Origin of the sequence: Psychromonas arctica (assembly GCF_036697365.1) — a bacterium.
GTDB classification, from domain to species: Bacteria; Pseudomonadota; Gammaproteobacteria; order Enterobacterales; family Psychromonadaceae; genus Psychromonas; species Psychromonas arctica_A.
Window position 1 is genome coordinate 105,635 of record NZ_JBAHZA010000009.1, and the last position, 26,916, is coordinate 132,550.

Genomic DNA, 26,916 nt, shown 5'->3' on the forward strand with positions numbered 1-26,916 from the left:
TCAAGGTTTATGTTGGATGATAGGAAAGGTAATGGTAACTGTAACCCCAGTCAAGTCAGGATTGTTTGCTATCCGTAAATCCGCATCATGATAGTCACAAATCATTTTGGCTATATATAAACCTAAACCTAAATGTGCATTATGTTGATGTGCTTCAGGCCTAATTGATACCATAGATTGAAATAGATCTTGCTGAGTTCCTTCGACGAGCAAAGGCCCTTTGTTCTCAATGTTAAGTATCGCATGTTGCTGTTGTACTTGTATGCTAAAACTAATCGCCTGCTCTTGTGGAGAAAACTCAACGGCGTTATGCACTAATTTATCTAATAATTGCACGATAAAATCAGGATCGGCTTCTATCAAAATAGACGTAGACGAAGCGTCTTCAGTAAACACATTATTAGGATAAATCATTTGATAACCTTGAATACAGCCTTTGATCAGTTCATTTAGATCGATATTCTGTTTATCAAGGTGCGATAAGCTTTGTTCAATACGGCTAGCTTCACTCATATTAGTTAAAATTTTATTTAGCCGTTGGATACCTTGCTGAGAGCGAATAACATATTTTTGTTGTTGTGAATCTGATGGCAGTGCAGCGAGGTTTTCTAGTGAAGATCTAACGATCGCAACAGGGGTTCTTAATTCATGGGATAACCTAGCTGATAACTGCTCAACATATTGATGGTATTGCCCTAAGCGTTTTATCATATCTTCCATGCTACGTGATAAATCACCTATTTCATCTTGTTGTTTACTTGCCAGAAAGTGTCCAGTTAAACGGCCATTTTGATCAAGCATTGCCTCACTTTGATCGCGTAAATGTCTAATACGTTTAACCACCGTCGACATAAAACCAAAAAGCAAGATCCCAACAACGATCAGTACAGTAAACAAGACGTTAAATAGTTTCTCTAAGGTTTCATTACGTAAACTTAATAAGCCATGGTTTGTTTCTTCGGCTAATACGGCACCGACGACTTGGCCATTAACAAAAATAGGTTGAGCCGCACTTAATATGGACGCTTTATCATCCTGGCTTGAGCGCCATTGTGTCGCTGAATAGCCGGATAAAGCTTGAGTAATTAAAGCATCATTCAAACGTGTTGGGTTTTCTTTTATATCAGTAAAGCTCGGATCGGGTTTGTCTAAAAAGAGCTCATAAATCGGTGATAAAAACTGTTTTTGTATCGTCAGCCAAAGGCTATCCTCTTGTTTGCTCTGTTCGATGTCATTCAAACTATCAGGCCAAATACCTTTTGCTTGGTGAATATCCCCAGTATTAGCGATAACGCGCTGAAATTTATCCACGACCCATAATCGAGAAGAAGTATGGCTCATCGCTTGAAGCAAGTTTTTGATCTCCGGAGAGGGGATTAAAACACTGCCTAGACGTTTAACATCTAATAAATTTGAAGTCATGATCTGTTGATCGATGTTATTACTATTTATGTTAGAGCGGGTATTAAGTTGAAAACCGAGTTTATTACCAAGTAAATTAAGGGGGAAGCGTAACTCTATATTGTAACCTGTAGAAGTTGTTTTCCAGATACCTTGAATTGATTTTTCTCGATGACGTTGAGTTGTATAAAGGCTATTTTCTGGGTAACGATAAGCGTTAAACCAACCATCTGAAGTGACAGAAACAATATAACGCTTTAATTCTCCTTGTGGTGAACTCATAGCGATAATCAAGTGGTCAGCTTTATTTAATTGCGGTGAGTCAGCGTTGCGAATAAGTGGGTATGGGTTTTCCACTTCGAATAAAGCATATAAATAACCATTGTGTTTACCTAAGGTTTGTTCAAACTGTACAGGATTATTTCCTTTCGTTGTTGAATCAGTCAATGCAGTTGATTGTGTCGGGTAATGATTCTTAAAGTTAATAATACTTTGCCAATCATTTTTCTCTCCATCTAATATCATAGGCTGCTCAAGGTTATAAACATATAAGTCATGACCTTGTTTAATCCCTTCATTATTATTGATATCAGTATTAAATAAGCTTGAACGCTCATGAAGCGCTGCAGCAATCCCACTCGTTGTACCTAATAAGGTCTGTTGTTGGCCAGATTTTAAAAAGCTTTCCATCTCAATAACAAATTGATAGGCAAACCAGGGTAACAATAAAAATAAACTACTTAAGATAAAAAGTTTAGCTCTTAAACCAACTTTAATGGCCATTATCTAACGCTCTCTGTAGTGACATCCCAACGGTAACCCATGCCGTATATCGCTTTAATTTCATCAAAATTTGCATCGATTTGGATAAATTTCTTTCTAATTCTTTTAATGTGTGACGTGATGGTATTATCATCGACCAGCATATTCGCTTCGCTCATTAGTTGTTGACGACTTCTGACCATACTCGGCTTATTAGCTAATGCGTGAATAATCCAAAACTCCGTGATAGTCACGTCTAACAGAGTACTGTTCCAACTTACTTGCATTTTATCGTTATCAATAACCAATGCGCCTCGCACAACGACGGAGTCTTCAGTAGCTGGTATAGATTCATGTAAATTAGCACGTCTAAATAAAGCACTTATTCTCACCATTAAATGCTCTAATCCAATCTCTTTACTAAGATAATCATCTGCTCCCAAACGTAGACCTGAAATGGTATCAAAGTCGTTATCTCTCGCAGTTAAAAAGATAATTGGAATGGTTGCAGAAAGTTGACGTAATTGTTGGCATAGCAGAAATCCGCCATCATATTCATGGCCTAAACCCACATCAATAATTGCTAAATCAGGTAGTTGGATAGTAAATGCTTGTATAGCTTGCTCACGATCTTGATATCCATCGACTTGGTAACCGTGACGAATCATTACATCACGATAGTTTTCTCGAATAGCAAGGTCATCCTCAATGATGGCAATACGTTTCATAAATTACAAAGTCCTCTTTATTAATATTGATTCAGAGAGAGGCACTGCCATTTTTTGAACATAATTGATCAGCAGTTTGCCTTTTTTGCTCCCTAATCTTGCCATTTAGGTTTGTTTTAATACAGACATCAAAACAACAACCTAAGTTGCATTTATTATTAAGGAGTCACACTATGACAACATCATCTCAAAAACTATCGGCAAATTTAAAAAAATCAATGGTATGTATTGTGGCTTTGTCTGCACTAACTGGTGGGTTAGTCGTTTTAGAGGACTACAGAACGGCTAGGGAAGCACAGCAGTTTTCAGAGCATTTAAAACAATTTACTCAACCTGTCACAACAAAATCACAACAGGGTCATAAGAAAGTATTCTTTAAAAAACATCAAGATAATAGTTTATTAACAACAGATGCGAGTGAATTAGCGAAAATTGCAGAGCAAAATTTAGTCGCTAAAGTGGAAAATACAACACCAGTATCGTCAGTTAAACCGCTTGAAAAAGTAGCATTAACTCAGTCGATCCCATCACAAGATCTTAATCAAGAGAAGTCGGATAAAATAGATCCAAATGATATGCATGTCTTATTTTCGTTATCTTCTTCACAGATCACACCTGAATATAAGTTACAATTATTGGACGTTGCTGATTACATTAATGGCCATAGCAAACAAGCTAAATGGCAAGTGGTAGGGCATACCGACAAATCAGGACGTGCTAGTTATAATTTAGATCTAGCAAAAGAAAGAGCTAATAATGTTGCGCGATTCCTTGTTGAGCACGGTGTTCAAAAAGCACAGCTAACCTTATTTACCCTAGGTGAATATGAAGCTGGGCATACTGAAAACAGCACTTATAACGAAAGTTTACGGAAAGTGCAGGTCATGCCTTATGAATCGAGCATCGAAAAGTTAGCTAAAATGATTAAGAGAGATAACCAACAAGCAGAAAAATATCGCTTAGTTAAAGCACAACTTAACAATCAAAAAAATGTAATCGAAAAGGAGTTTCGACACATCACTGAAACATTAAAGGAAGATAATAATACGATACAGCTAAATACTGAATTAAATCTGGGTGATATCAACTTGCAAGAGCAAGAAGTTAGTATAAAAGAGGCACCTTTAAATCGTCAACGTAATAAAAGCAATACATTGCTGGTGGATGATGGAAGTGACTCGATGAACACTCAAGATAGTATCAGTACTAGTCAAGTATCGACTTTATCACTAAATGAATCTGAGTCATTGGCTTATGCATCAGGTTATTCACTATAAAGGGAGTTATGTATGTCATCACAACAAGATAACCAATCAAATATGAATGATACGTTTAATGCAGGTGAATTAATTAATTCAGTCCTCATTTCGAGTATTAGTTTGTTTTGCTTAATTCATTTCGTTATTTAACTATTTATTAGGTCATTAACTTACCAAATCATTAACTACTTAATGGTGGCAATTAGTCGCCATTAAGCATCTCTAAAACTCCCATCTCATTCCTGCTTATCGTTGAAAATTAGTACAATTTGTTTAATTAATGTATTGTATTATTTAACCTAATTAAATTTACTGACACCAGTTATTGGCACCATAAAAATTGAAATAACATAATTAATTCATTTTTTGGCTCTAACATATAAGAGGTATTTATTGTTAAATAACTAATAAATAAGGATTATCAATTTTTACGATAAATAAATTTTTATCTATTAAAAGTCAGAAAATTGCATAATATTAATGGAATTAATATATTGATTAGGGTAAAAAATAGAAGTGGCTCATCAAATAAATGGAATATAGATGAATAAAAAGATATTAGTTTTTACTGATTTAGATGGCACATTATTAGATCATTACACGTATCAGACAAACGATGCACAAGAGATGATGGACAGGTTAAAACAAAGCGACATTGCCATTATCCCAAACAGCAGTAAAACATTACCCGAAATTGAACTAATTCGACAACAACTCTCTTTTCACTCTCCCTTTATCACCGAGAATGGCGCAGCCATTTATATCCCAATCGATTATTTTGAAAAACAACCTGAAGACACCGTTTTATCTGGGCCATATTGGGTTAAATCTTTTTCGCATAACAGCGAACATTGGCAATCACTGTTAAAACAACATGCCCAAGACTTTAAACCTTATTATCAAGGTTTTTCTGAAATGTCTGTTGAAGAGCTTATGGCGTTAACCGATTTAAGTCATGAAAATGCATCAATGGCCAAGCAAAGACAATTTAGCGAACCATTGCATTGGAGAGGGGATGAGCAAGCACAAACTAAGTTTATTACTTGCATGGAGGCTCAAGGCGCTAGAGTGTTACAGGGAGGACGCTTTTTACATATCAGTGGTCATTGCGACAAAGGACAAGCGCAACAATGGCTTAGCGAACAATATGCACAATATGCTGCAAAATCTACTTCACAAAATACTTTCATCGAACCACAAGAACAGATCATCACTATCGCACTAGGAGATGGTAAAAATGATATTGCAATGCTAGAACAAGCAACGTTTGCTGTGCAAGTGAAATCTCCAGTGCATGACTTTCCATCTCTCAATAGGCAAAGCAATATTTATCAAAGCCGTCAATATGGGCCCGCTGGCTGGGCTGAATCATTACATGAAATTTTATCTTCGACACTAATTTGTTAAATTAAGGAATTATATAATGGCTGATTTTTATCAAAATGGCATCGTGACTACAATGCATAACTTAAGACAGCGTAGTAATGAAAACCTAGAAGCAGAGCTACAAAAATTCTCATCAACACGTCCAATGGGCTTAATTTTACCTTCACTCTTTTCTGAATTAGAAGGCGATGCATTTCCTGATATCGTCGACCACCTTTGTGAAGTCCCTTACTTAAGTGAAATTGTTATAGGATTAGACCGTGCGAACGAAGAGCAATACCGTCATGCACTTAAATTTTTCAAAAAGTTGCCACAACACCATCGTGTATTATGGAATGAAGGACCTCGATTAAAAGCCTTAGATGCAAAACTGCAAGCATTGGGTGTTGCGCCAAAAGAGCTAGGTAAAGGCCGAAATGTTTGGTATTGCATGGGCTACACATTAGCTTCTGGTAAAGCTGAATCAGTGGCATTACATGATTGTGATATCGTCACTTATGACCGCTCTCTACTTGCGCGCTTAATCTATCCCGTAGCGCATCCTGGTTTTAACTACGAGTTCTGTAAGGGGTTTTACTCAAGGGTTGCCGATGGCAAAGTGAATGGACGTGTATCGCGCTTATTAGTTACACCATTAGTAAAAGCATTGAAGAAAACCATTGGCCATAATGACTATCTTGAATTTATTGATAGTTTCCTTTACCCACTGGCAGGTGAATTCTCATTCCGTAAAGATGTGCTGAGCGATTTACGTATCCCAAGCGATTGGGGTCTTGAAATTGGTGTGTTATCTGAAATGCATCGAAATTACGCAAGTAATCGTACTTGTCAGGTCGATATTTCAGATGCTTATGACCATAAACACCAAGATTTATCACTCGATAGTGTAGAAGGTGGCTTATCAAAAATGTCCGTAGACATCACTAAAGCCTTCATTCGTAAACTAGCAACACAGGGTGAAACATTCAGTACTGAAAGTATCCGTACTTTAAAAGCAACATATTACCGTATCGCGTTAGATTACTTAGAAATGTACCGTGGTGATGCGCTGATGAATGGTTTAAGTTTAGATATCCATAATGAAGAAAAAGCTATCGAGATGTTTGCTGAAAATGTGATGACTGCTGGTCAGATCTTCCTAGATAAACCAATGGATACGCCTTTCATTCCGTCATGGAGCCGAGTGATCAGTGCAATGCCTGATGTGCTGGAGCAACTGAAAGAAGCCGTAGAGTTAGACTATCAAGAGTTCAGTGAGTAAGCATCACTCATATTAAAATCAATAATAAAATGACACCAGGCAAGCGCTTAATTGCTTGATGTTGATAAGGGGAGTTTTATGGCGGAGTTAAGTGCAGCAGAAAATGAACTGTTACTATTAAAAAGTAAACTAACACAACAGCTTAACTTTATTTATAAAGATGTTGAGCTAAGTATTAGCTGTGAAGATTTGAGTGACCAATTAGTTGAATTGATGCGCTTGGATGAAAGCTGCACAGCTCCGATTGCTTATAAAAATCATTGGTCACAAAAAGATATCATTATGATCACCTATGGTGACAGTGTGATGAAAGCGGATGAAAAACCGCTGGTGACGCTTCAGCACTTTATGGATAACTACTTAGCGGACAGCGTTAATAGTGTTCATATCCTGCCATTTTTCCCTTACAGCTCAGATGATGGCTTTTCAGTCATTGATTATTCAAGTGTTAATGAGTCACTAGGTGGTTGGGAAGAGATTCAAGCAATCGCCAAAGACCGTCGCTTAATGTCTGATTTAGTGATTAACCACTGTTCTAGCCGAAGTGCATGGTTTGATAACTTCATAAAAGGTGAAGGGATCGGTAGTGACTTTTTCTATACCGCATCACCTGATGATGACTTATCAAATGTGGTCCGTCCAAGAACCTCTGATTTATTAAGAGAAACAGAAACAGGAAAAGGCACACAGCATGTTTGGTGTACCTTCAGTCATGACCAAGTAGATTTTGACTTTAGAAATCCCGAAGTACTCAAAAGCTTTGTCTCTATCATTCGATTGTACCTGGATATGGGCGTGAAAATTTTCCGCTTCGATGCAGTCGCATTCCTATGGAAAAAACTTAATAGTAGCTCTATTAACTTACCTGAAACCCATGAAGTGGTTCGTTTATTAAGAACGCTATTAGAGCATGCTCAACATGACGCTGTGATCATTACGGAAACAAATATTCCTAATACCCAAAACCTGACTTATTTTGGTAATGCCAATGAAGCGCATGCAATCTATAACTTCTCATTACCGCCTCTACTAATTAATACTTTAGTAACCGGCAACTGTTTATATCTGAAGCGTTGGCTAATGAGTATGCCTCCTTCGCAAAATGGCACCTTCTACTTTAACTTTATAGCATCCCATGATGGTATCGGTTTGCGTCCTGCAGAAGGTTTGTTAAATGATTATGAATTAACGACCTTAGTAGAAACCATGCAGCAATTCGGCGGTAAGGTTTCATGGCGCACCACTGAAACTGGCGCACCTAAAGCGTATGAAATTAACATTGCTCTGTATGATGCGTTACAAGGAACAACCAAAGGTAAAGATAAACTTGGGTTACAACGCTTTTTATGTGCACATTCCATAATGTTTGGATTAGAAGGGGTGCCAGGTGTTTATATTCATAGTTTATTGGGAACCCAAAACGACTATGAGAAAGTAGCCAATACGCAGCACAATCGATCTATCAATAGACATCGTTGGGATTACGAAGAGTTGCAAGATAATCTAGACGACGAAACAAATCACCATTCTATCGTTTTAAATTCATTAAAAGATCTATTAGATATTCGTATTAAACAACCAGCATTTCACCCTAATGCAACACAATTTACATTACATTTAGGGCTGCAAATGTTCGGGTTCTGGCGTCAAAGCTTAGATAGAAAACAAAGCATATTCTGTATCAGTAATATCACTAGCCATGAAATGGAACTGGCTATTCATGACTTAAACCTGATTATGACAGATAACTGGTATGAGTTAATTTCAGGTGAAGTCATCGATGTTCAAGCAGACATGATGATGCTCGCACCTTATCAAACCGTCTGGATAAGCAATATCTTATGTGAATAATCAATTTGACGTTTGGTTTAACCTTGTTGTAGCAGGTATCAACTAAACAGATTCTTAGTCATTTAAACCGCGTTGATAAAAAGCCAATCGTAATAATACGATTGGCTTTTTATTTTATAAGGAAGTAGAGGTGTCAGTTGATTGGTTGGTCGATGCAGATTTATTTAATTCAGATTGAATCTCTGCTAATTTATTTTGTATGGTGATTAAGTTATCAGGCCCAAAACGTAGTAGCAGCTTTTGAGCATCGCTTAAACTTTCCAAATTCGGGTCATCAAACAAATACATTACAGAAGGTGAGTATAAAGTAATTGGCTCATCAATCACGGGAACACTCAAAGCAACGTCAATCGCATTATTTAGCACATCATGAAACTCTGAGCCCGGACGCGCAATTTCTCCGTATGACTCGTCTATTAAAGGTTTAAATCTTTGATAAGCCTTTATCAGCTTCTTCGTATCTAATGAGTCAATGTAAGCGGCATAACTATCATAACGTTGATAACTTTGTTGCGCTAAAATCGGTTGTCCGTCTTCTTTATCAATAACAAAAGGTAATTTAGGAGGCAGTAATGGGCTGAAACTAGCAATGAAATCACCTCGACTAAAGTTATCGATAAATACAACAGTACTACTGATAATACCTTTTTGTAGCATCTTGTTATTCATTAAACTTGGCTGACTGAATTCGTCCATGGACAATAATACATCTGGATCAGACTCCATTAATGTTGGTAAATCAGGCTCAACAGGTGCGATAGTTGTGGGTTCCGAAGGTGAAACTTGGGGTGCAGCTACTGCTTCAGTCTGGTCAGCGCTGTTTTCTGTTGTTTGATTCTGAACTGTATTTTTATCTTCATTACTAATATGTTGGTTGTTTTCAAGTAAAGAAGATAATCCAAGTCTCTCAACTAATCGATGGTGCTGATCTGGATAAGTGAAATAATAAATACTGTAACCAAATATTGAGACACAAATGACAATTAAGAGAATATTTAGCCATGAATACGATTTTTCTTTTGGGAAGTCAGGGTAGGGCATGTGTTATTTACTCCATTTTAAAGTAGTTAACATGTTGAGATAAGAAATTAAATCAACTGCACAATCACTATATCTGAATTTAACTGCAGTTTATGTAGGTATTTTGTTTAAGCGTATAAATTAATTGAGATAAATGCAGTTAAACCTGTTTAAAAAATAGCATTAAAAAGCATTTTTAATTAATATATGAATTAATATTGTGCAATGCGTTTAATTATTCGGCAAGCAACAAAATATATGTAAATAAAGTTTGACGATAAGTCCGCAACTCAGTAATATCTCGCCTCGTTGACAGGCAATAAGCGTTTCAACACAAAAGGTGACGAAATGATTGTTTAGTTATCTTTTTCATTAAAGTGTAAAATACTCGGTGATTAGCGCAGCTTGGTAGCGCATCTGGTTTGGGACCAGAGGGTCAGAGGTTCGAATCCTCTATCACCGACCACATTTAAATATAATGAGAAATCGTTATAAAGGTATAAATCCTGCTTTTGCGCCCTTAGCTCAGCTGGATAGAGCAACGGCCTTCTAAGCCGTAGGCCACAGGTTCGAATCCTGTAGGGCGTACCATTTTTAAAAAAGTTTAGCGGCGGATGTAGCTCAGTTGGTAGAGCCCCGGATTGTGATTCCGGTTGTCGCGGGTTCAAACCCCGTCATTCGCCCCATTTTTTAAATCTTAGTTTGACAATGTTTAAGTTGATGCGGAAGTGGCGGAATTGGTAGACGCGCTAGATTTAGGTTCTAGTATCGCAAGGTGTGAGAGTTCAAGTCTCTCCTTCCGCACCATTTAAACAACAATATTAATTAGTTAATTACAATCCCAGACTAATTAGATATAAAAATTTCGGTGATTAGCGCAGTTTGGTAGCGTATCTCCAGTGTTTTGGAAAAGAGTTGGACCAGAGGGTTTGACCCACAATTACAAAATACGAATAAAATTACTCGGTGATTAGCGCAGCTTGGTAGCGCATCTGGTTTGGGACCAGAGGGTCAGAGGTTCGAATCCTCTATCACCGACCACATTAGAAAAGCCCGTAACATTTAATTATGTTACGGGCTTTTTGCATTGTAGGAATAAATTCTCAGTGATTAGCGTGGCTTGGTAACGCGTCTCCATGTTTTGGGTAAAAGTTGGACCAGAAGTGTTTTTAGGTTCGTGTCTTATATCACCGACCACATTAAGAATAATCCGCTTAGCTAGAAATAGTTAAGCGGATTTTTTTGTTTATGGCTCTGAAAGTATGAGATTAGTTAAAAGATGCTCAGACATTAAGCTGTCGCTTATTCGCTCCATCTATCACCGACCACATTAGAAAAGCCCGTAACATTTAATTATGTTACGGGTTTTTTGCATTGTAGGAATAAATACTCAGTGATTAGCGTATTTCTATGTTTTGGGTAAAAGTTGGACCAGAAGTATTTTTAGGTTCGTGTCTTATATCACCAGCAAGATTAAGAATAATCCGCTTAGCTAGAGTTTCAAGCTCATTTTTGTTACCTGTGCAGTAATAAATTGACACAATATTGATGCCAGTGTTGAACGTACTTTATCGCTGAGTTGTTTAATAAGTGGTGCAGTTAATCAACTTATCCAAGCCCTTTCTTTCATTGCTATGTCCGTTTGATTAATGCGATTAAAATTCAGCAGATTTTTTTTCCTACATATGGAATGGTCACCTTTTCTAGTAAATGATATGTCGTACCATAATCTCGACACCCACCATCTAATAAGACCAACACTAAATCTATTCTACAGTGACCATTTTCATCAGTTTCACTAAGTAACTAAGTAACTAAGTAACTAAGTAACTTTGTAACTTTTTAAAGCCTTTTGCATGACGCTTGTCTTGTTCAATACCAACCTCAAACTAGGGCTATAATAAATAATTACCAATCAAAGAGACTAGCAATTCCTGCGCAAATGGCACCTCCAACAGCAAGTGGTACTACGACGGGGGACGCTGCTACGCCAACAGCGGTTGCACCAATGGCGATACCACTTCCGGCCACTCCTCCGAGCACGGCACCAGAGCCCGTTGCGACAGCCGTACGTCCTGGGCTAACTTCGTTTGAGCCTGTGATTGTTTTTGATAACTCGTTGCCTGCAAGGCCAATACTTACTGCTTTATTGATACTCATAATGACTTCCTTAATTTTTATTGTGTGGTTTAAATATATGCTTAATGCTGAGTTTTTCTTGCTGGCAAACTTGCCATTGTAGTTGAAGGTGGGCGAAAGCTTAGCGCGTTCATCTGCTATTGCCCTACGCACTACTAATTGTCTAGTAGTTTTTTTAGTAGCCATAATGCAAGCATATTGCTCTCCTTATTAAGTTGGTTAAGTAACTGAATAGAAAGGCGTAACTATCAATCGAATAGACTGGCAACTCCTGCGCAAATGGCACCTCCAACAGCAAGTGGTACGACGATGGGTGATGCTGCTACGCCAAAAGCAGTTGCACCAATGGCGATACCGCCCCCGGCTACTCCACCGAGCATGGCACCAGATCCCGTTGCGACAGCCGTACGTCCTGCGCTAACCTCGTTTGAGCCTGTGATTGTTTTTGATAACTCGTTGCCTGCAAGGCCAATACTTACAGCTTTATTGATACTCATAATGATTTCCTTAATTTTTTATTGTGTGGTTTAAATATACGCTTAATGTTGAGCTTTTCTTGCTTGGCAAACTTGCCATTGTAGTTGAAGGTGGGCGAAAGCTTAGCGCGTTCATCTGCTATTGCCCTACGCACTACTAATTGTCTAGTAGTTTTTTTAGTAGCCATAATGCAAGCATATTGCTCTCCTTATTAAGTTGGTTAAGTAACTGAATAGAAAGGCGTAACTATCAATCGAATAGACTGGCAACTCCTGCGCAAATGGCACCTCCAACAGCAAGTGGTACGACGATGGGTGATGCTGCTACGCCAAAAGCAGTTGCACCAATGGCGATACCGCCCCCGGCTACTCCACCGAGCATGGCACCAGATCCCGTTGCGACAGCCGTACGTCCTGCGCTAACCTCGTTTGAGCCTGTGATTGTTTTTGATAACTCGTTGCCTGCAAGGCCAATACTTACAGCTTTATTGATACTCATAATGATTTCCTTAATTTTTTATTGTGTGGTTTAAATATACGCTTAATGTTGAGCTTTTCTTGCTTGGCAAACTTGCCATTGCAGTTGAAGGAGGGCGAAAGCATAGCGTGTTCATCTGCTATTCCCCCGCACACTACTAATTGTCTAGTAGTTTTTTTAGTCGCTATAATGCAAGCATATTGCTATCTCAGTTATTTATTAATGAAGAAATAATATGTAAAACTGAATGGTTTTAACGTTTAACAAACTTGCATGAAATTTGGATTTCCAACGATTATTTTTTGCTTACGGATATTTTTTATAGTGCGGTAATAGTGGTAGTGATCATCGCTATCAAGAGAAATTGATTTATTTAATAACGCCGAAATTTGTGACTTATTAATCATATGCTGTCGACCGTTACAGTACTTGAGCACGAAGTGCTCGGCTGCTTCTGAAAGCTCCATCCAGCAATGTTTAATTTCATTTTTAATTAATTGAATTAGGGCAGGCTTGGCAATGCTTTTAAAAAGCTTATTGGTTGCCATTGCAACGAGTTTGAGACCTTTCTTCGCTTTATAAATGGTAACCGCAAGAATTTTTTTACCACTAAATACTATTTTCCATTGGCAGGTACTATCAATGAGATCTTGTTTTGAATCGAAGTTTAAACCGCCTTTTACGTTTTCGTAAGCTTCTGATAATAAAGTCCATACAGGTGCAACAAATTGAACCATTTCTGATTGAGTCGTAATCTTTTTGGTGTATAAATTCATCATCACTTCCTTTTAGGCTATGTATTTCAGATGCATCATTGCTCTTCATTGATTAATATATTAGCGATAAATAGAGAAGATTTACGGAACACAAGTTTGTTGAAAAACACGGAGTATTTATGGCTAAAGTATTGGTGTCATTATTAGGAACAGGGCGTAAAGCTTCAGGGGAAACACAACAGAATGAATATGAAGGAACCGATTATTTGTTCGAAGGTAAGTGTTATGAAAATGAAACATTTATTGCTAACCCATTAATCAAACATTATGGAATTGACAAAATTTTCTTTGTCGGCACTCAGCAATCTATGTGGGATAATATTGCTGATAAATTTGCTGATGAAGACGAATACTTGGCTATTATTGAGAAAAAAGAAGCAAAAGCAATAGACGAAGGTGCGCTCAGTACTCTTAATCAGGCAATTGATAAACGACTCAATAGCGAAGGGTCAAAATGTTTTATTGTGGATGATGGGGAAAACGAAGAGCAACTCTGGAAAAACTTTGAAAAATTTTTAGAAATAATGGAAAACCTAAATGATGGTGATGAGCTTTATTTAGATATCACCCACCTCTTTAGATCTATTTCTATCATGAGCTTCGTGATGAGTGATTTTATTAAAAATTATAAAAATGTTCACTTAGCGGGGGTATTTTATGGCATGTTAAAAAGTGATGAAGCTTCTTTAATCATTAATATCACACTATTTTTCGATCTACTCACGTGGGCCAAGGCCATTAAAACATTAAAAGATACTGGGAATGGCACTGCATTATCGTCTCTCATTAATCGTAATATTGACGATAAAACACTGCAAAATAGTTTTAGTGACTTCTCTCATGCATTAAGTATTTCTGACCTTTCTGCAATGCAGATGTCAATTCAAAATTTGAAAGGGAAAATGGCACTGTTTGAACAATATGACAATAAAATTATTAATCTTATTGGCAAGGATTTACGTGCCTTTATAAATAATCTTGATGCGCGAACGTTATCCAAATTCCAATTTAATCTCGCCCGTTGGTATGCTAAGAATAATAATTATGCAATGGCATACTTAAGCCTTACGGAAGGAACGATTAGTGCTATTTGTGAAAAATATGAATTAGAACGAACAATTGAAGGGCATAAAGAAGCGAAGAAAATAATCAGAGAATATGGTAACTGGAAGAAAAGCAGTGATGAAAAACAGGCCATAGCTAAAGCTTATCAGAAAGCTAATAACATTCGCAATAACATCGCCCACAAATTATCTAGCGACAATAGAACCTCAAATTCAAGCCCAATTAACAGTATTGAAAACTTTGATCTTTATCACCAAAAACTAGTTGCAATTTAATTCGTATCGTTGCTCATTCTAAGACTTGGGGGTTGCTGTAAGTCGAAGTGCAGTCCCCCAATGTTAACGGTATCAATACGGTGTTTAAATACTATATTCCAAATTTGTTTTTTTCTTCTGCTCTTAATTTAATCGCTCGTTGAATGTCACTTTCTTCTGTTTCAATTTGAATGTTTTCATTATCAATTGATATTTTAAATTGATTTCTTCCTTTATACTTTCCACTTTTATCGATTTGATAAACGCTTGCAAGTCTTTTTCCTAATGCACTTTTAAAAATACTATTCACTTTTGTTTTACGTTCCGAAAAGTAACGTTTTGAAATGCCGTTTTCTGACTCTAAAACGCTTTGAATTTTTTCAGTATATAGTCCTCTACCTTCACAGTGATTAATAAATGAGGTTTCTTCTTCTGGTACATTTTCTATAGGACATGGAAATCCAATACCTTCACTCAAAGAGTCATCGACGAACCAAGTGTAAAATGTAAAGGCCGCAGGGGGGAGATCGATTGCAATACCACTGGCTATTATTGTGTTTGTTTTGTAGTTAACAATGAGGCTTGGTTTCTCATCAGCTAAATTCATTTTTTCAATAGTAGAGCAATAGGCCTCACCATTATTAATAATGGCTTCTGGCAGCTCTTCTCTCATTCTTACAAAAGGAATATCGGTTAATTGAACATTAGCTTTTTTGGCATTAAAAGCATGACCGGCTCTATTTCTCACCATTTTGTCAGTAGGGGTTGGATAGAAAAAGTCAGGAACCCCCTCAAAATCAGAATCAACGAGAACATGGGACAAACTATCTTGTTTTCGTCCAAATAGACTCATGGCATAACCTAAAAAGAAGGTCATTGTTTTACGTCCACCTGCTAATGAAGCAAATATTTGAGTATTATTATCCTCTGTTAGCACCCGTACTCGGTTGGTAATAAAGTCAGCTAATGCGTATTGGTCATCGACAGTACGCGCATCATCTACCAAATTTCCATCAGCATCAGGGACAATTTTAATGCTTGATTCATTGAAGGTAATAGGGGGTAAATTGTAGTCTTCCACTAAGCGCGCTAATTGCCCCTTTTCGTTATCAGTTCCTACTCCCAATCCGAGCCATGCTTGTTCTTTTCCTTTTTTAGTTGTAATGATTTCTACTTCGTCAATTTGATTACCTTCTTGATGTAACGCATAAATAGTTTCTGTTACAACTTGAGGAGACATACCAGTTACTGCTAATAAAATTCTTTTCATCATTATTCCTTAAAGCTATTTGATATCAATATCGTACTTAAACATTATTCCGTTATCGAAATGACAAGCTTGTTAAATTAATTTTTTATGTCTGCTCTGTATAATTCGCGCTTCAATGAGATGGTCACGGATGACTGCTCGCCAAATAATCTATTGTATTAACTGATATTTTCCCAAGCCAAAAGTTGTTTTTCCTCCAACGTGGAGCTGCTCTCCAATAATAAGTAAAGGTAGCGATTCTGTTACCTCACCACAAAAACTAAATTGTCCTTTTAAACCGCCAAATGGCAGATTTTTTTCAGCTTTATGTGAGTAACGTAACCAGTCTTCGAAGTAACAATGTGCATTACTTTCAAACGCGCCTAAACAAGGTGTTTGCTGTCTTATTTGTTCAAATAAAGTGGCATTATCATCTACCCAATATTGACTTAATAAAATCAATCTTCGCTCTATCTGCTTTAAAATAAATTCAAGTGGTGGCGCTGATTTTTTAATGATATCCCCTTGGTGCTTCATGCGCAGTGGGGTGACCAATTGCAACGCTATTTCATGATTAATAGAAAAATCTTGTCGTGACTCTATTTGAGAAGAGATGGCATCAAATAAGGTAAAAGGGTGGATACCTGTTTGCTGGTGGGTGGGTAATATAGAGCTAATGCTGACCACTGAGAAAGGCGTTCTCCTATTACCAAACCCCATATTTTCACCGATTTTTAGGGCGATGAAAAGTGTGTCAACTAACTCAATAGCACTACCAAAGAGAGTAATTTCAAAGTCAAAGAGTTCATGCTTATGCCACTGCGTTTTATGGTCTCCATTGGGCGTAATAATATAAGGTTTAGGTTGCTGATTACCGTGTTCGCCATAACAGACAAAAAACGCATGCTCATCGGCTTGTTTAAGTGCATGGCCAAACCACCCATGTAGCATTGAGCCTTTAAAAGCGGGCAAAACAGTATCCTGCTTAAACTGAATCGTGACACGCAGTTTAAGCAGGCTAAATTGCTGAGTTAGTTGTCGAAGTGCATTCATTTAATCTCACTCGATTCAAGATATTTGATTGCTTTCTTTGTTTCTTTATCTGAAACTGTTATTTTTTGATAAATAGTGATCAAGTCCTCTTTCTCTTGATTGTTTAAGTTAATCTCTTTTAGTTCTTTTAAAATATCTCTTAACTCTTTTGCACTATTTTTCTTTTCGGTATTGCTAAACGATGTTTGGCTATCTGCAATGATGTTTAATAACGACTTACATTTTTCATATGGAGAAGTACTAGAGTCCATTAAACTATTTTTTTGTTTGAGTAGTTGTTCTTTTTGTTGTTTTTTGGCAAATGTCTGTAAATATTTCTTTTGCAGTTCTATTTCACTTTTATCCCAATTTTCTTCATTATTAACAAGTCCTGCTAATCTGCCTTTTCCAAAAGAGGGGGTACCTGATTTTTCATAAGAGTGCTCATCTATCGGTAAACGTTGATCATGGATATCATTTAAAGTGAGTGACTGCTTATTATTCTTCACTTGCTGAAAACTTTTTAGAGGCATGTAATCGAAAGTATTATAATGGCTAATCGTGCTATCAGTTAAAGCCAACAAGTGTTGAATTTGTACCGATTCATTCCAACTGTTCTCTTTATAATGAACTCGATTCATATGTTGTTCAAAGTCATTTACTATTTCTGCCAGTTTTATGCATTCACTTTCTTTTTTCGTATTTTCTTTATAAAAACTCTTATCAGAAATTTTAAACTGTGTTGCACCAGCTCCTAAAGGTTTACCGTGCCCAAGGGAGTGATAATTAAAATCGGAGTTACCAAGTGTTAAACACCACAATAAAGCTGATAATTCTTCTTGTTTGAGGTTATGAAAGACTACTCTTCCAGAAAACTCACTCCCCGCTTCTAACATCTCAAGTTTACTTTTAACTTTGTTTGTTTTAATGGTGCTTGTTTCATTCTCTTTAAATTCATCTTTAATCGGATAGCGTTTCCAACCTGAAAGAATAGATTTATTATTATCATAATCATTGTATTTTTCTGATGAGTTTTGTTGAATATATCCCCCTAAAAAAGTGGCTTTAGGCGAAGATAATATAACGGAATTTGATGTTGATCGATGCTCGGATGTAGTTAGTGAAGCATCTGAAAAAGTAATGCGGCTTTTTAGGCTTAATGCTTTATCTCGTAATGTTCCGAACATCAACTCTGCCATATCAAAATAGGCATCAGCTGAATGAGCTTGGTTATGAGCCTTAACCAGATCTTGAGTGCCATTTTGATAACTCACTCTTGGCATTCTAGCAAATCCTAATGAGTGGATCTCAGAATCTTTTTTTAAGGCAAAAACCGGAATACCATGTTCTGGGTTAGCATGCTTTTGTAAATATTCTACTTGATCAATTTCATCGTTATCAATTATTGCAGTTATACTGCGGTGGTTATTAAATAAATGTTGTACCTGAGAGTTTACAGAAATTTTATTTTGTGTTTTTTTATTATAGAAAAAGTAACTAAATTCATAGTCAGAAGGCGAGCCTTTTCCCAAAATTCGTTTATTTGTGAAAACACAATGCCCAACTGTTTTTCCTTTATTAAATTCATCGGCCCAACGATTCATTTGCACACCCTTGGGCTCGGAAATATTAGCTGTATATTCGGTAGATAATTTTACTTTTTCGTATTTTTCAATTGAAGTATCGTTATTATAAATCTTTTTCTTTAATGCTTGATTAATGCTTTCATGTTTCAGCTTACAAACGTCACTCTCAGAAAAATGCCAAGTATTATTTTCTTCATCATATTTAATCCAACCTGCTTGGACTTCATTTCCTTTTTTTGTAATTATATCTTTAAGGTAATGACTTTTTGATGAAATATCTCGAAACGAAAAGTGCTGGTCATCAATGGCATTAAATTTACCAAAGCTCGCAATTTCAAGCACACTACGGATCATGCCTTTTAAACTTGAACCAGGAATGACTGGGGTACCTAGTTTGTTAGGATCATTTGAAGGCGTTCTTGCCCACTTAACCTCAGAGATTTTATCAGAGCCCTTTACTTGTTCTGCACCCACACATAAAGGTGTTTTATTGGTGAGTGTATATTCAATGATGCCAGATACACCATCCTCAAAAGGGTGGTCGTGACTGACTAAATGTGCCCAATTAGGCATGTAAATCCATTTTGATAGTGGCACGAAGTGGTAAGGAGCATGAACTTGCTCTTGATGCTGATATGACATTATTTCATCCCCTTATTATTTAAAAAACCCACAAATTGTTGCGTGAGGGGTAACCAGCGACCTTTATGCTCATCTCTCGAAGCTTGTTGCCACCAACAGTGATATAACGCTGTGTTATATTCACCTTTTAGGTTGTTACGTAAAATAACTTGCTGCTCAGAAAAGAGTTTATCGCCTGTTGCCTGCTTGGTTATTTGGGTTACTTGGAAAAGGTTACTGCCCACTAATTTAACTTTTAACGTGCTGTTACCATTCGCCCACTCTGCTTCAATAATATCGTGACGGGTTGGTAATTCAGCCCCCATAATGACTTCATCTCGGTACATTACCCAGCCTTGCAGTGGGGTGAAAACAGTTACTTTTTGCAGCATTTTTTCCGTTGTTAATGGTTCCGAGTGAATGTTAACCCCTGCACCGATAAGTGTAGGTAGGTTAATACCGAGCAAAGCACCATCATCTTGACTCTGTTTTTGTAGCTGTTGATAGTCATGTAAACTCATGATGCTTGCTCCGTTATGTTGATATTATCAAACTCACTGGTTTGCCAATCGCTGTTCTCTTTTTGCATCACCAAGCTATTACCTCGACCACTGCCTGCGCCCATTGGTAATAAACCGATTTTTAAATCATCTAGCGTGTCTGTTAGCGCTAGTTTGAGAGATGGTGAAATGCTAGCGCGTTTATCTAGCCATAATGTCAAGGTGAACTCGGGTTGATAAAGCAACTCTTCACTATAAAGTGCACCTTTGCGAACACCGCCAGTAAAACGGTCAATGCTATTATGAGTACGAGTAATGGTTTTAGAATCATTAATCTTGCAATCATCAACAAAAAGCATCCCTGCGATACTGTTACTATGATTTTTTTCATCAGCAAAGCCAAATAGTTGACTCAATGCTTCAGGGCGTTCTTCCCATTTTTCATTTTTTTCATCAGCTAATTTTTCAGCCCACTGTGAGGTGTGCTTGCGGTAATGAAACGCTATCCGATGCGCTAAAATCCCTTTAATACTGCTACCACATAACACCGCTTGCTTCTCTTTAATTGAGGCATGTTGATTAGTCCATTCAATGACAGGTTCACTGTAGGTCATGATATTAACGCTATGTTCACTTTTGTTTGTTTCAGTTTTCTCGTTTTTTTGTAAGAGCGCACTGCCTGCACCACAACGCCAATTATCCAATGCTTTTAAAGGTAAATGAGCCTTTAAAAAAGTGTTTTGGTCATAAGTGATATTGATAGTTGGTGTTTGTGGCGGTTTGTTATTACAGAGTGCTTTTTGTAATGCATGGCCTGCTTTAGCGCCATCGTTTAAATTAAAGCAAGTTTGTTCACTGGCAATAACGTTAATACGACCTAACCCATTGCGTGTGCTTGAACCCAATGCAAACGATCGACTTTGCCAACATTCTAATAAAGCGTGAAACGCATTTTCATCAACAAACTGATCATCAAATTGAATATTAATACTAAAACGGCAACCTTTAGGTAATAACAACTGATCAAATTTTCCCGTATCTTTTGCAACACCACGGTCGTTAAGGGAAACGCGTTCACGGTGATGGGGTCTAGCTTGAAGCAACAAGGCTAATAGTGGATCTTTTTGTAATTCAGCTTGAGACTGTATGCCCATAATAGGGGTATTTTTACTGTTATGAATCAACCCATTTGAAATGGTCAGTGCAGAGCGCTGGCTATACGAATTATTCTCTTTGTCTCGGTGATTAATAAAACCAAACCAAGCCTCTCTGCCCGTGATGGCTAACGCATTAGCAACCGACTGCCAAACACCCGCTATCGCAGTCGCAGGAATAGTCGGTAAACCATTATTATCACGCGCTAATTGCGCATCAAAGGCCGTTTCTCTATCACCACTGTTAATCGCCATCGGGCTTTGTGTTTCAATCACTAACCTAACAAGATAACGTTTACTAATTGATGTGTTATTCATGGTGACCTGCTCCGTCTTTAGACAGCGGTTTTAACCCTAATTCAATGCACATCTTATTAAGCCCTTTAAAAGTAGAGAGGTCATAACGATTAACTTTTTCAAGTAATTCACGCATTGTCTTCGAGTCTAAGTGGCTCAATTCATTATTCATTGTCGCCGCAAAATCAGTGAGCTTATTCGCTTCACTCCAATTAATACCCCAGCCCAACTGATCTTTACTTGCTTTACAAATAGTGTGGTCACCTTTAAAGACAGCTTTTGCCCAATCCTTTTCTTTTTCACGGATCACCGTGCTGATCCTACGCCATTGAGTACTAGAGGGGCCGGCTTCATTACTATTGAGAATATTATTGTAGCGGCGTGCATTTTTGTAAGCTTGTACAATGGTTTCCAGGAGTCTGCTGACCTGCTGTTTACGTGAGGTCGCTTCAATATCTTCTGTGAGTTTTTCTGAAAGCCATGTCAATAAAGGAGTTGTTGTGGTGATATTCACTTTTTTACTTTCATGTTGTTTAATTGCTATTCGGTTAAACAATGCATTATCGTTAGCAAGCGAAGCATTAAACGCCCAGTCAGGGTTGACATTAACCCAACCTAACCCTTGTTGTTTATTAATGCCTATTCCTGTTTCACTCAATGTATTTAAGTGAGTTTGATCTACTTCTTTAAGGTCGTAAACTAATACAGAGCCTTTAGCGATAAGCATTTGTTCGCTATCTAAACCGGCTCGTTTTTGGTTAAAGCGACTACAACTTGTACTTCGAATAAAGCTCTTTTGTTTATTTAATTTTCCGATCAACTGAGGGTGTAAATCTTTCAGCTTAGGCATGAACGTTGGGTTACCATCTTGATCATAACACTCACAATCACTCAAACACCAAAGGACTAATGTCTCGTTATTGTTATTAGGTGGTGCGATCAGCGGTGCTTCAACAAGGTTAATGGCGACTTTACCAAATTCACTATTACGGGAACGCCCAAGCGATAAACCTTTGCTGAGTGACGTTTTAAACTGTTCTGCTACATCATCAGGGCACTCTATCCACCCTAAAAACGTTTGTCCGGGTTGAATATAAGCGTAACTAAATAATTGGCTTTCTTTTGCGCCACCGGTTTGATTATCAATGGCCGTTTTAGTGGTGATACCTTGATTGACGATGGCTGACTGTGCATCACTATTAATATACCCATCACGGCATTGTTTATATTGCACTGCTTGTTCGCGTTTAAAAGTAGGACTTGCATGATTACTGATCGATTCGGCATTGTATTTCCCCGAATCATCAAGCACCTCGTCTCCTTTCGCAAAGTGCCAACTGGCAGGCGTAGGTAAAGCCAATTGATCATTAACAACAGGATAGCAGTGGCTGAAAATAGTCTCACCAGAATGAAAAACATCCCAGCTTTTCTGTTCATTTAATACAGTGTAGTGTTGCGCCGCCAACGCGCCTAAAATAGCGCTACCAGGGATGTAATCCAAGCAACTATCATTGTTCTCTGTACTATGGTTTTCACTCATAATAATCGGCTCAATGGTCTTCAACGTATAAAATAAACGCATTAGGCATCTCCCTTTTTCTGGCATGTCACAGTCACTTGACCTAAACCACGATGGCGTTTAGCCCCGAATTCAGTGATCAAAGTAATGGCATCTTTTAGCCATTTTTGGAAGTTAACGAGTTCTGTATTTAACGTTATTTCTGCTTGTAATTGCATCGGAACAACGATTTCCATGCTACGCAGAGAGCCTTGTTTGGCAACGCCTGTCTTATTGTCAATCGAAGTGGACTGCAACACTTTAAAGAGATGTTTAATCGCCGTTTTATTTTCGAGTAAAAAATCAGTTTCATGCTCACTCAATTGTGCACTGCCTATTTGCAATGCACCCTGAGAATGTTCGCCTGCACTTTCACAACCAAACAGAGTGGCCAAAGTGCTTTCATCTCCAAACCATTTGTTTTCAATCGCCGTTTGAAAGGCTTGGCGTAATAACCCTTTAATACTTTTACCCGGCAAGTAGGGGAGATTAAGGTGATTTTTTACGACTAAGGCATCAGCATAAGCACCGCCTTCTTGGCCATTGCCAATATGCCAATCACTTTTAATATCAAAGATTAAAATATAACTACTCATTGTTTTCTCCTTTTATTTCGTCAGGCAAAACAGGACGGAAATGATCAACAATCAGTAAGTCATTAATAATGCAATGAAGTTGCTCCCCCTCTTTAACGTACCAGCCGTTTCCTTGTGTACAACCGAGCAGAGTATTTAACTTTTCAGTCAGTGAGGTAATTGAGCGTGTGTCGGTCACTAATGAGGTTGCTCTGTTAAACAGAGCCTTCGCTTCTGCTAAATCACCTTGCGCTAATAAGGTGGCCATTTGCCGCCATTTAGCCATGGAAATAACGGCATTTTTTTCTCTGCAAAGTTTAGCTATCGCAGTGAGGTTGTGTAAACTATTCGAGTAGTTATCTTCAACAAAATAAGCGCTCGCCCCCATGTCTATACTATTGTTATCGGCGAGTAAAAATTGTTGAGATTGTTTAAATGCCGCTGTAAATGACGTGGATACTGTATTTGAAATACGATAAAAGGCGAGTGCGGCAGGGCCCACAGGGTGCTCAATTGTTGCTACACTTTTAGTCAGTTTTTTCGCGTGCGCACATAAGGCTTCAACAAGATGTAGGCTATTAGTAAAAGGGTGACCAGCTTTATTATATAAAATACCACCACTCGCCGTTAAATAAGTCGGAAGATTGTATTTTTCTGAAACCGCTTTAAGTGCAATCTCAGATTCTTTTTTAAATTCAATACAAAATATTTGGCTAAAATCTAAAGCCAAATCAGCCCTGCATAAGAGAGTAAGGTCATCACCTCCTAATACAATAGGTCGCATAGGCAGGAAGCTTTTCCCTTTATATTCATAAGTCGCATTTTCCGCCAACCATTGCGTGGCTTTCTGTGCTGCTTTTTCTGTTGCGGTATTAAGTGCCTGTGAAAATTCACGAAAAGCGTATTGATACTCTGCTGTTGTTTTTCCTTTTAATGCATCCTTCAAACCCATTAATAAAATACCTAAACCATTACCATCAATATGGATCAATGCAATATCGCGCGTTGCAACTTGGTTGCTAGCGTTCGCTTTAGGGCTTTTTTGAAATTCATTCTCGATATCAACCGGGTAATGAATTTTCCCACGCAGTGATTCTGGGGTAAATCTATTTTGTAGTGCTGCTGCATGTTTCATATCTTGAGATTCATATGCATGGCGGTGATTGTCAGTATCTAAATCTAGGTTATTTTCTTGTCCCTTTATTGATGAGGGCACCGCGACTTTACCTGAGCGTTGGTAGCGCTCGCTAATAGTGTTCGCGATGGGGAACTTAATAATAGGACTATTACGATCGGTCGCTAATTGTTGATGGGCCATATCAAGCGCATCAATAAGTGTGGCTTTTCCTGTTAGGGCATCCGTAAAGTCAAGAGAAGGAAATAATTGCTGTACAGTTAATGTCCATAACGAACGAAGCGCAAGTAAGGGAGCCTCTTTCTCGCAGTAACTGTAAAAAGCACCACCTTTACAACGTAAAAAATGGATGCAATCGCTACTTTCAGCTTGAATCGAATCGAGTAAATCAGACGAAAGCTGTGCATTACGTAAAACGTGGTTTAAAACACTGGTTTCATTGGAGTCAATTAATTGATCCAAACGCTCACTCGCTGCAATGACATCTTTGAGTTTACCTGAGCGAAAAAGGTATTGCTGAATAGACTTAGCTTCAAATAAATAACAATAAATCATTGCACTTCCTAATAATAAAATGGAATAAAAATCAAATCTATCACTTAATGGTTATCATATTGGTTTTATTATTTTTTTACACTTAAAAGTGAGAGATAAATCAGATTTAATTCACATTATACGGAGATGAGGACCTTGTAGGGGAAAACAAACTTGTCAAACCCGTTGGTGACACTTTTCTTATTATCCTTAATTCATGTCTCGTTACATAGTAAAGATAATCAGGAGTTAGTATGACGGTATTAGTCTTAATGGAAAAAGAAACCAAACTATTTTTACGTGAAGGTCAGATTTGTTGCAAAATTGCATCCCAGCGAAGTAAGTTATTACCTTGGTCTGGAATCCAACATATTGTGCTGGGAAAAGGCGTTGATATTTCAACACAATTAATTCTATGCCTTGCAGATAAAGGAGTAACGGTACTGATACATGGCAGTAAAAATAATGAATTGGCTTCGGTTATTCCTTTGAAATCTCCAACTTCATCGATTAAGTTACAGCAATATAAAGCATTTGCGGACCCTTTATGTTGTCGAAGATTGTCTTTGATGTTGTTAAAAATTCGTATGTCGATGCAGTTTAATTACTTACAGCAATTAAACTTATCCATTGATAAATCACTCTATAACGTAAAAGAGGTGTTACATAATAGTGAACATTTGATGTTACAAGAGGCGAAAATAAGTAAGTACTATTGGCAGCAACTTAGCACTATATTCGCACGCTGGGGATTCACTGGTAGAGTGCGTCGGCCACCAACAGATCCTGTCAATGCTTTATTATCTTTGAGCTCGGTCATGGTCGATAGCATGTATAATCACGCGCTTTTAGTTCAAGGGTTAGATTTAGGACTTGGTTTCCATCATCAAACGGGGTATCGCCGACAAAGTCTAATATGTGATTTGAAAGAGTTATCTCGTGTTGCATTAGAATCTTGGGTGATGACATTGTTTGTCAATGAACAACTGACTCAAGCCCATTTTTGCGATGTTAGCGGAGGTTGTCGTTTAACGCGTGAAGGGCAAATTATCTTTTATAAAGCGTGGTATCGTTTTGCTTATCAACATCAGCCCTTTGTCAATAGAATTGCCCGCTTAAGTAAAAAAATAATATTACGGGAGGCAAAACATGCAAAATAATAAGCCGATTTGGTTAATCAGTTATGATATTAGTTGCAATAAACGCTTACGAAAAGTCTATAAAATATGTAGTAGCGAAGGGTGGGCATTACAAAAATCAGTGTTTTTATTTTGCGTGGATAAACGACAAAGATTGTTACTTTGTAATAAACTAAACACAATTATAAATCCGTTAGAAGATCGACTTTTATGCATACCTTTTACGCCTAATAGTGATAGTTTTCATCAGGGGAATAAAGCAGGGTGGTTATTGATACATTCTGATCCTCGTTTAGAAGGTTTTATATTTTAAGCCAAAAAATATAAAATCTCGTTGCCGAGCAAAAGCTAAAAAGGAGCAACATAACATTGGTTAGCATTATTTAAGCCATAAAAAATAATTGACTCATATCTGTTTGATAATGTGTGCAGTTTAATTTATTGGCTTTAGTTTTGCTTAAACGCACTAAAAATGTGACGGAAGTTTGCTTTTTGTGTGTTGTTTTAATTGATTTAAAATCAATGTGTTATATTTTGTTCGTTGTCTAACGACAACACGCCCTGACTTAAGGGATTAAGACACTTACTTTCCTCAATCCAGCATATTTCTACATGTCTAACGACAACACGCCCTGACTTAAGGGATTAAGACTGACGGTCTGTTTCGTATATGTCATCTT

General features: G+C 37.5%; 22 protein-coding genes and 5 tRNA genes. 12 read left to right on the top strand and 15 right to left on the bottom strand.

All coding sequences use genetic code 11. The features are described from left to right. The gene (gene pdsS / locus V5290_RS11665; protein ID WP_333385769.1) at nucleotides 1–2,184 is read right to left on the bottom strand and encodes a proteobacterial dedicated sortase system histidine kinase; all 2,184 of its coding nucleotides are present in this window, start codon (nucleotides 2,182–2,184) and stop codon (nucleotides 1–3) included. Next, a complete protein-coding gene (gene pdsR, locus V5290_RS11670) occupies nucleotides 2,184–2,891 on the bottom strand; it encodes a proteobacterial dedicated sortase system response regulator (RefSeq protein ID WP_333385771.1) in 708 nt (235 codons plus the stop codon). The genes pdsS and pdsR overlap by 1 nt, the downstream gene beginning before the upstream one ends. 173 nt (nucleotides 2,892–3,064) lie before the next feature. Here pdsR and V5290_RS11675 point away from each other — a divergent pair, with 173 nt between their 5' ends. From V5290_RS11675 to V5290_RS11690, 4 genes are all read left to right on the top strand, one after another. After that, the gene (locus V5290_RS11675; RefSeq protein ID WP_333385774.1) at nucleotides 3,065–4,168 is read left to right on the top strand and encodes an OmpA family protein; all 1,104 of its coding nucleotides are present in this window, start codon (nucleotides 3,065–3,067) and stop codon (nucleotides 4,166–4,168) included. Between the two features lie 525 nt (nucleotides 4,169–4,693). Beyond that, nucleotides 4,694–5,557 (top strand): HAD-IIB family hydrolase, encoded by an 864-nt coding sequence (locus tag V5290_RS11680; RefSeq protein WP_333385777.1) that lies wholly within the window; start codon nucleotides 4,694–4,696, stop codon nucleotides 5,555–5,557. A 16-nt stretch (nucleotides 5,558–5,573) separates the two neighbouring features. After that, nucleotides 5,574–6,797, top strand: coding sequence for a glycosyl transferase (locus V5290_RS11685; protein WP_333385780.1), 1,224 nt, complete (start codon nucleotides 5,574–5,576; stop codon nucleotides 6,795–6,797). Nucleotides 6,798–6,875: 78 nt separating this feature from the next. Then, nucleotides 6,876–8,648, top strand: coding sequence for a sugar phosphorylase (locus V5290_RS11690; protein WP_333385784.1), 1,773 nt, complete (start codon nucleotides 6,876–6,878; stop codon nucleotides 8,646–8,648). Nucleotides 8,649–8,762: 114 nt separating this feature from the next. Here V5290_RS11690 and V5290_RS11695 read toward each other — a convergent pair whose 3' ends face one another. After that, nucleotides 8,763–9,689: a DUF3014 domain-containing protein gene (locus V5290_RS11695; protein ID WP_333385787.1), complete on the bottom strand. Its 927-nt coding sequence runs from the start codon at nucleotides 9,687–9,689 to the stop codon at nucleotides 8,763–8,765. 368 nt (nucleotides 9,690–10,057) lie between these two features. Between V5290_RS11695 and V5290_RS11700 the strand changes: the two genes are divergently transcribed. From V5290_RS11700 to V5290_RS11720, 5 genes are all read left to right on the top strand, one after another. Continuing rightward, a tRNA-Pro gene (locus V5290_RS11700) sits at nucleotides 10,058–10,134 on the top strand. 48 nt (nucleotides 10,135–10,182) lie between these two features. Then, nucleotides 10,183–10,259, top strand: a tRNA-Arg gene (locus tag V5290_RS11705). 19 nt (nucleotides 10,260–10,278) lie between these two features. After that, a tRNA-His gene (locus V5290_RS11710) sits at nucleotides 10,279–10,354 on the top strand. 36 nt (nucleotides 10,355–10,390) lie between these two features. After that, a tRNA-Leu gene (locus V5290_RS11715) sits at nucleotides 10,391–10,475 on the top strand. 157 nt (nucleotides 10,476–10,632) lie between these two features. Further along, a tRNA-Pro gene (locus tag V5290_RS11720) sits at nucleotides 10,633–10,709 on the top strand. Between the two features lie 867 nt (nucleotides 10,710–11,576). Here V5290_RS11720 and V5290_RS11725 read toward each other — a convergent pair. The 4 genes from V5290_RS11725 to V5290_RS11740 all read right to left on the bottom strand — a co-directional run bounded on the left by V5290_RS11725 (nucleotide 11,577) and on the right by V5290_RS11740 (nucleotide 13,540). Beyond that, complete coding sequence (locus tag V5290_RS11725) at nucleotides 11,577–11,828, bottom strand: hypothetical protein (RefSeq protein ID WP_333385789.1); 252 nt, start codon at nucleotides 11,826–11,828, stop codon at nucleotides 11,577–11,579. A 227-nt stretch (nucleotides 11,829–12,055) separates the two neighbouring features. Further along, nucleotides 12,056–12,304 (bottom strand): hypothetical protein, encoded by a 249-nt coding sequence (locus V5290_RS11730; protein ID WP_333385791.1) that lies wholly within the window; start codon nucleotides 12,302–12,304, stop codon nucleotides 12,056–12,058. 229 nt (nucleotides 12,305–12,533) lie between these two features. After that, nucleotides 12,534–12,782 (bottom strand): hypothetical protein, encoded by a 249-nt coding sequence (locus tag V5290_RS11735; protein ID WP_333385791.1) that lies wholly within the window; start codon nucleotides 12,780–12,782, stop codon nucleotides 12,534–12,536. Between the two features lie 239 nt (nucleotides 12,783–13,021). Then, nucleotides 13,022–13,540, bottom strand: a complete 519-nt coding sequence (locus V5290_RS11740) for a hypothetical protein (protein WP_333385794.1) — start codon at nucleotides 13,538–13,540, stop codon at nucleotides 13,022–13,024. Nucleotides 13,541–13,656: 116 nt separating this feature from the next. Between V5290_RS11740 and csx2 the strand changes: the two genes are divergently transcribed. Continuing rightward, a complete protein-coding gene (gene csx2, locus V5290_RS11745; RefSeq protein WP_333385796.1) occupies nucleotides 13,657–14,877 on the top strand; it encodes a TIGR02221 family CRISPR-associated protein in 1,221 nt (406 codons plus the stop codon). A 91-nt stretch (nucleotides 14,878–14,968) separates the two neighbouring features. Here the strand turns inward: csx2 and csm6 are convergent, their stop codons facing one another. The 8 genes from csm6 to V5290_RS11785 form a co-directional block, all read right to left on the bottom strand. Then, a complete protein-coding gene (csm6, locus tag V5290_RS11750) occupies nucleotides 14,969–16,126 on the bottom strand; it encodes a CRISPR-associated ring nuclease Csm6 (protein ID WP_333385798.1) in 1,158 nt (385 codons plus the stop codon). A gap of 150 nt (nucleotides 16,127–16,276) precedes the next feature. Further along, nucleotides 16,277–17,158 carry a CRISPR system precrRNA processing endoribonuclease RAMP protein Cas6 gene (cas6, locus tag V5290_RS11755; RefSeq protein WP_333385801.1) on the bottom strand — a complete coding sequence of 294 codons (882 nt, stop codon included), beginning with the start codon at nucleotides 17,156–17,158 and terminating at the stop codon, nucleotides 16,277–16,279. Further along, nucleotides 17,155–19,365 carry a TIGR03986 family type III CRISPR-associated RAMP protein gene (locus V5290_RS11760; RefSeq protein WP_333385805.1) on the bottom strand — a complete coding sequence of 737 codons (2,211 nt, stop codon included), beginning with the start codon at nucleotides 19,363–19,365 and terminating at the stop codon, nucleotides 17,155–17,157. The genes cas6 and V5290_RS11760 overlap by 4 nt, the downstream gene beginning before the upstream one ends. Further along, entirely contained in the window at nucleotides 19,365–19,865 is a 501-nt protein-coding gene (locus V5290_RS11765; protein ID WP_333385808.1) for a hypothetical protein, read from the bottom strand. Before V5290_RS11765 ends, V5290_RS11760 begins: the two co-directional genes overlap by 1 nt. After that, the gene (locus V5290_RS11770; protein ID WP_333385811.1) at nucleotides 19,862–21,316 is read right to left on the bottom strand and encodes an RAMP superfamily CRISPR-associated protein; all 1,455 of its coding nucleotides are present in this window, start codon (nucleotides 21,314–21,316) and stop codon (nucleotides 19,862–19,864) included. The genes V5290_RS11765 and V5290_RS11770 overlap by 4 nt, the downstream gene beginning before the upstream one ends. Beyond that, nucleotides 21,309–22,877 (bottom strand): RAMP superfamily CRISPR-associated protein, encoded by a 1,569-nt coding sequence (locus V5290_RS11775; RefSeq protein WP_333385814.1) that lies wholly within the window; start codon nucleotides 22,875–22,877, stop codon nucleotides 21,309–21,311. Before V5290_RS11775 ends, V5290_RS11770 begins: the two co-directional genes overlap by 8 nt. Then, nucleotides 22,877–23,449, bottom strand: a complete 573-nt coding sequence (locus V5290_RS11780) for an RAMP superfamily CRISPR-associated protein (protein WP_333385817.1) — start codon at nucleotides 23,447–23,449, stop codon at nucleotides 22,877–22,879. Before V5290_RS11780 ends, V5290_RS11775 begins: the two co-directional genes overlap by 1 nt. After that, entirely contained in the window at nucleotides 23,442–25,118 is a 1,677-nt protein-coding gene (locus V5290_RS11785) for a Cas10/Cmr2 second palm domain-containing protein (RefSeq protein ID WP_333385819.1), read from the bottom strand. Before V5290_RS11785 ends, V5290_RS11780 begins: the two co-directional genes overlap by 8 nt. Before the next feature lie 233 nt (nucleotides 25,119–25,351). Between V5290_RS11785 and cas1 the strand changes: the two genes are divergently transcribed. Further along, nucleotides 25,352–26,257 carry a CRISPR-associated endonuclease Cas1 gene (cas1, locus tag V5290_RS11790; protein WP_333385822.1) on the top strand — a complete coding sequence of 302 codons (906 nt, stop codon included), beginning with the start codon at nucleotides 25,352–25,354 and terminating at the stop codon, nucleotides 26,255–26,257. Next, entirely contained in the window at nucleotides 26,247–26,549 is a 303-nt protein-coding gene (gene cas2, locus V5290_RS11795) for a CRISPR-associated endonuclease Cas2 (RefSeq protein ID WP_333385826.1), read from the top strand. Before cas1 ends, cas2 begins: the two co-directional genes overlap by 11 nt. Nucleotides 26,550–26,916 lie beyond the last annotated feature (367 nt).

Coding starts and splice junctions, on each gene's coding strand:
- V5290_RS11690 (WP_333385784.1), top strand. CDS start 6,876: ATGGCGGAGTTAAGTGCAGCAGAAAATGAACTGTTACTATTAAAAAGT.
- V5290_RS11780 (WP_333385817.1), bottom strand. CDS start 23,449: ATGAGTAGTTATATTTTAATCTTTGATATTAAAAGTGATTGGCATATT.
- V5290_RS11740 (WP_333385794.1), bottom strand. CDS start 13,540: ATGATGAATTTATACACCAAAAAGATTACGACTCAATCAGAAATGGTT.
- cas2 (WP_333385826.1), top strand. CDS start 26,247: ATGCAAAATAATAAGCCGATTTGGTTAATCAGTTATGATATTAGTTGC.
- V5290_RS11730 (WP_333385791.1), bottom strand. CDS start 12,304: ATGAGTATCAATAAAGCTGTAAGTATTGGCCTTGCAGGCAACGAGTTA.
- V5290_RS11775 (WP_333385814.1), bottom strand. CDS start 22,877: ATGCGTTTATTTTATACGTTGAAGACCATTGAGCCGATTATTATGAGT.
- cas6 (WP_333385801.1), bottom strand. CDS start 17,158: ATGAATGCACTTCGACAACTAACTCAGCAATTTAGCCTGCTTAAACTG.
- V5290_RS11785 (WP_333385819.1), bottom strand. CDS start 25,118: ATGATTTATTGTTATTTATTTGAAGCTAAGTCTATTCAGCAATACCTT.
- pdsR (WP_333385771.1), bottom strand. CDS start 2,891: ATGAAACGTATTGCCATCATTGAGGATGACCTTGCTATTCGAGAAAAC.
- V5290_RS11760 (WP_333385805.1), bottom strand. CDS start 19,365: ATGTCATATCAGCATCAAGAGCAAGTTCATGCTCCTTACCACTTCGTG.
- csm6 (WP_333385798.1), bottom strand. CDS start 16,126: ATGAAAAGAATTTTATTAGCAGTAACTGGTATGTCTCCTCAAGTTGTA.
- V5290_RS11675 (WP_333385774.1), top strand. CDS start 3,065: ATGACAACATCATCTCAAAAACTATCGGCAAATTTAAAAAAATCAATG.
- V5290_RS11765 (WP_333385808.1), bottom strand. CDS start 19,865: ATGAGTTTACATGACTATCAACAGCTACAAAAACAGAGTCAAGATGAT.
- V5290_RS11725 (WP_333385789.1), bottom strand. CDS start 11,828: ATGAGTATCAATAAAGCAGTAAGTATTGGCCTTGCAGGCAACGAGTTA.
- cas1 (WP_333385822.1), top strand. CDS start 25,352: ATGACGGTATTAGTCTTAATGGAAAAAGAAACCAAACTATTTTTACGT.
- V5290_RS11770 (WP_333385811.1), bottom strand. CDS start 21,316: ATGAATAACACATCAATTAGTAAACGTTATCTTGTTAGGTTAGTGATT.
- csx2 (WP_333385796.1), top strand. CDS start 13,657: ATGGCTAAAGTATTGGTGTCATTATTAGGAACAGGGCGTAAAGCTTCA.
- V5290_RS11680 (WP_333385777.1), top strand. CDS start 4,694: ATGAATAAAAAGATATTAGTTTTTACTGATTTAGATGGCACATTATTA.
- V5290_RS11685 (WP_333385780.1), top strand. CDS start 5,574: ATGGCTGATTTTTATCAAAATGGCATCGTGACTACAATGCATAACTTA.
- V5290_RS11695 (WP_333385787.1), bottom strand. CDS start 9,689: ATGCCCTACCCTGACTTCCCAAAAGAAAAATCGTATTCATGGCTAAAT.
- pdsS (WP_333385769.1), bottom strand. CDS start 2,184: ATGGCCATTAAAGTTGGTTTAAGAGCTAAACTTTTTATCTTAAGTAGT.
- V5290_RS11735 (WP_333385791.1), bottom strand. CDS start 12,782: ATGAGTATCAATAAAGCTGTAAGTATTGGCCTTGCAGGCAACGAGTTA.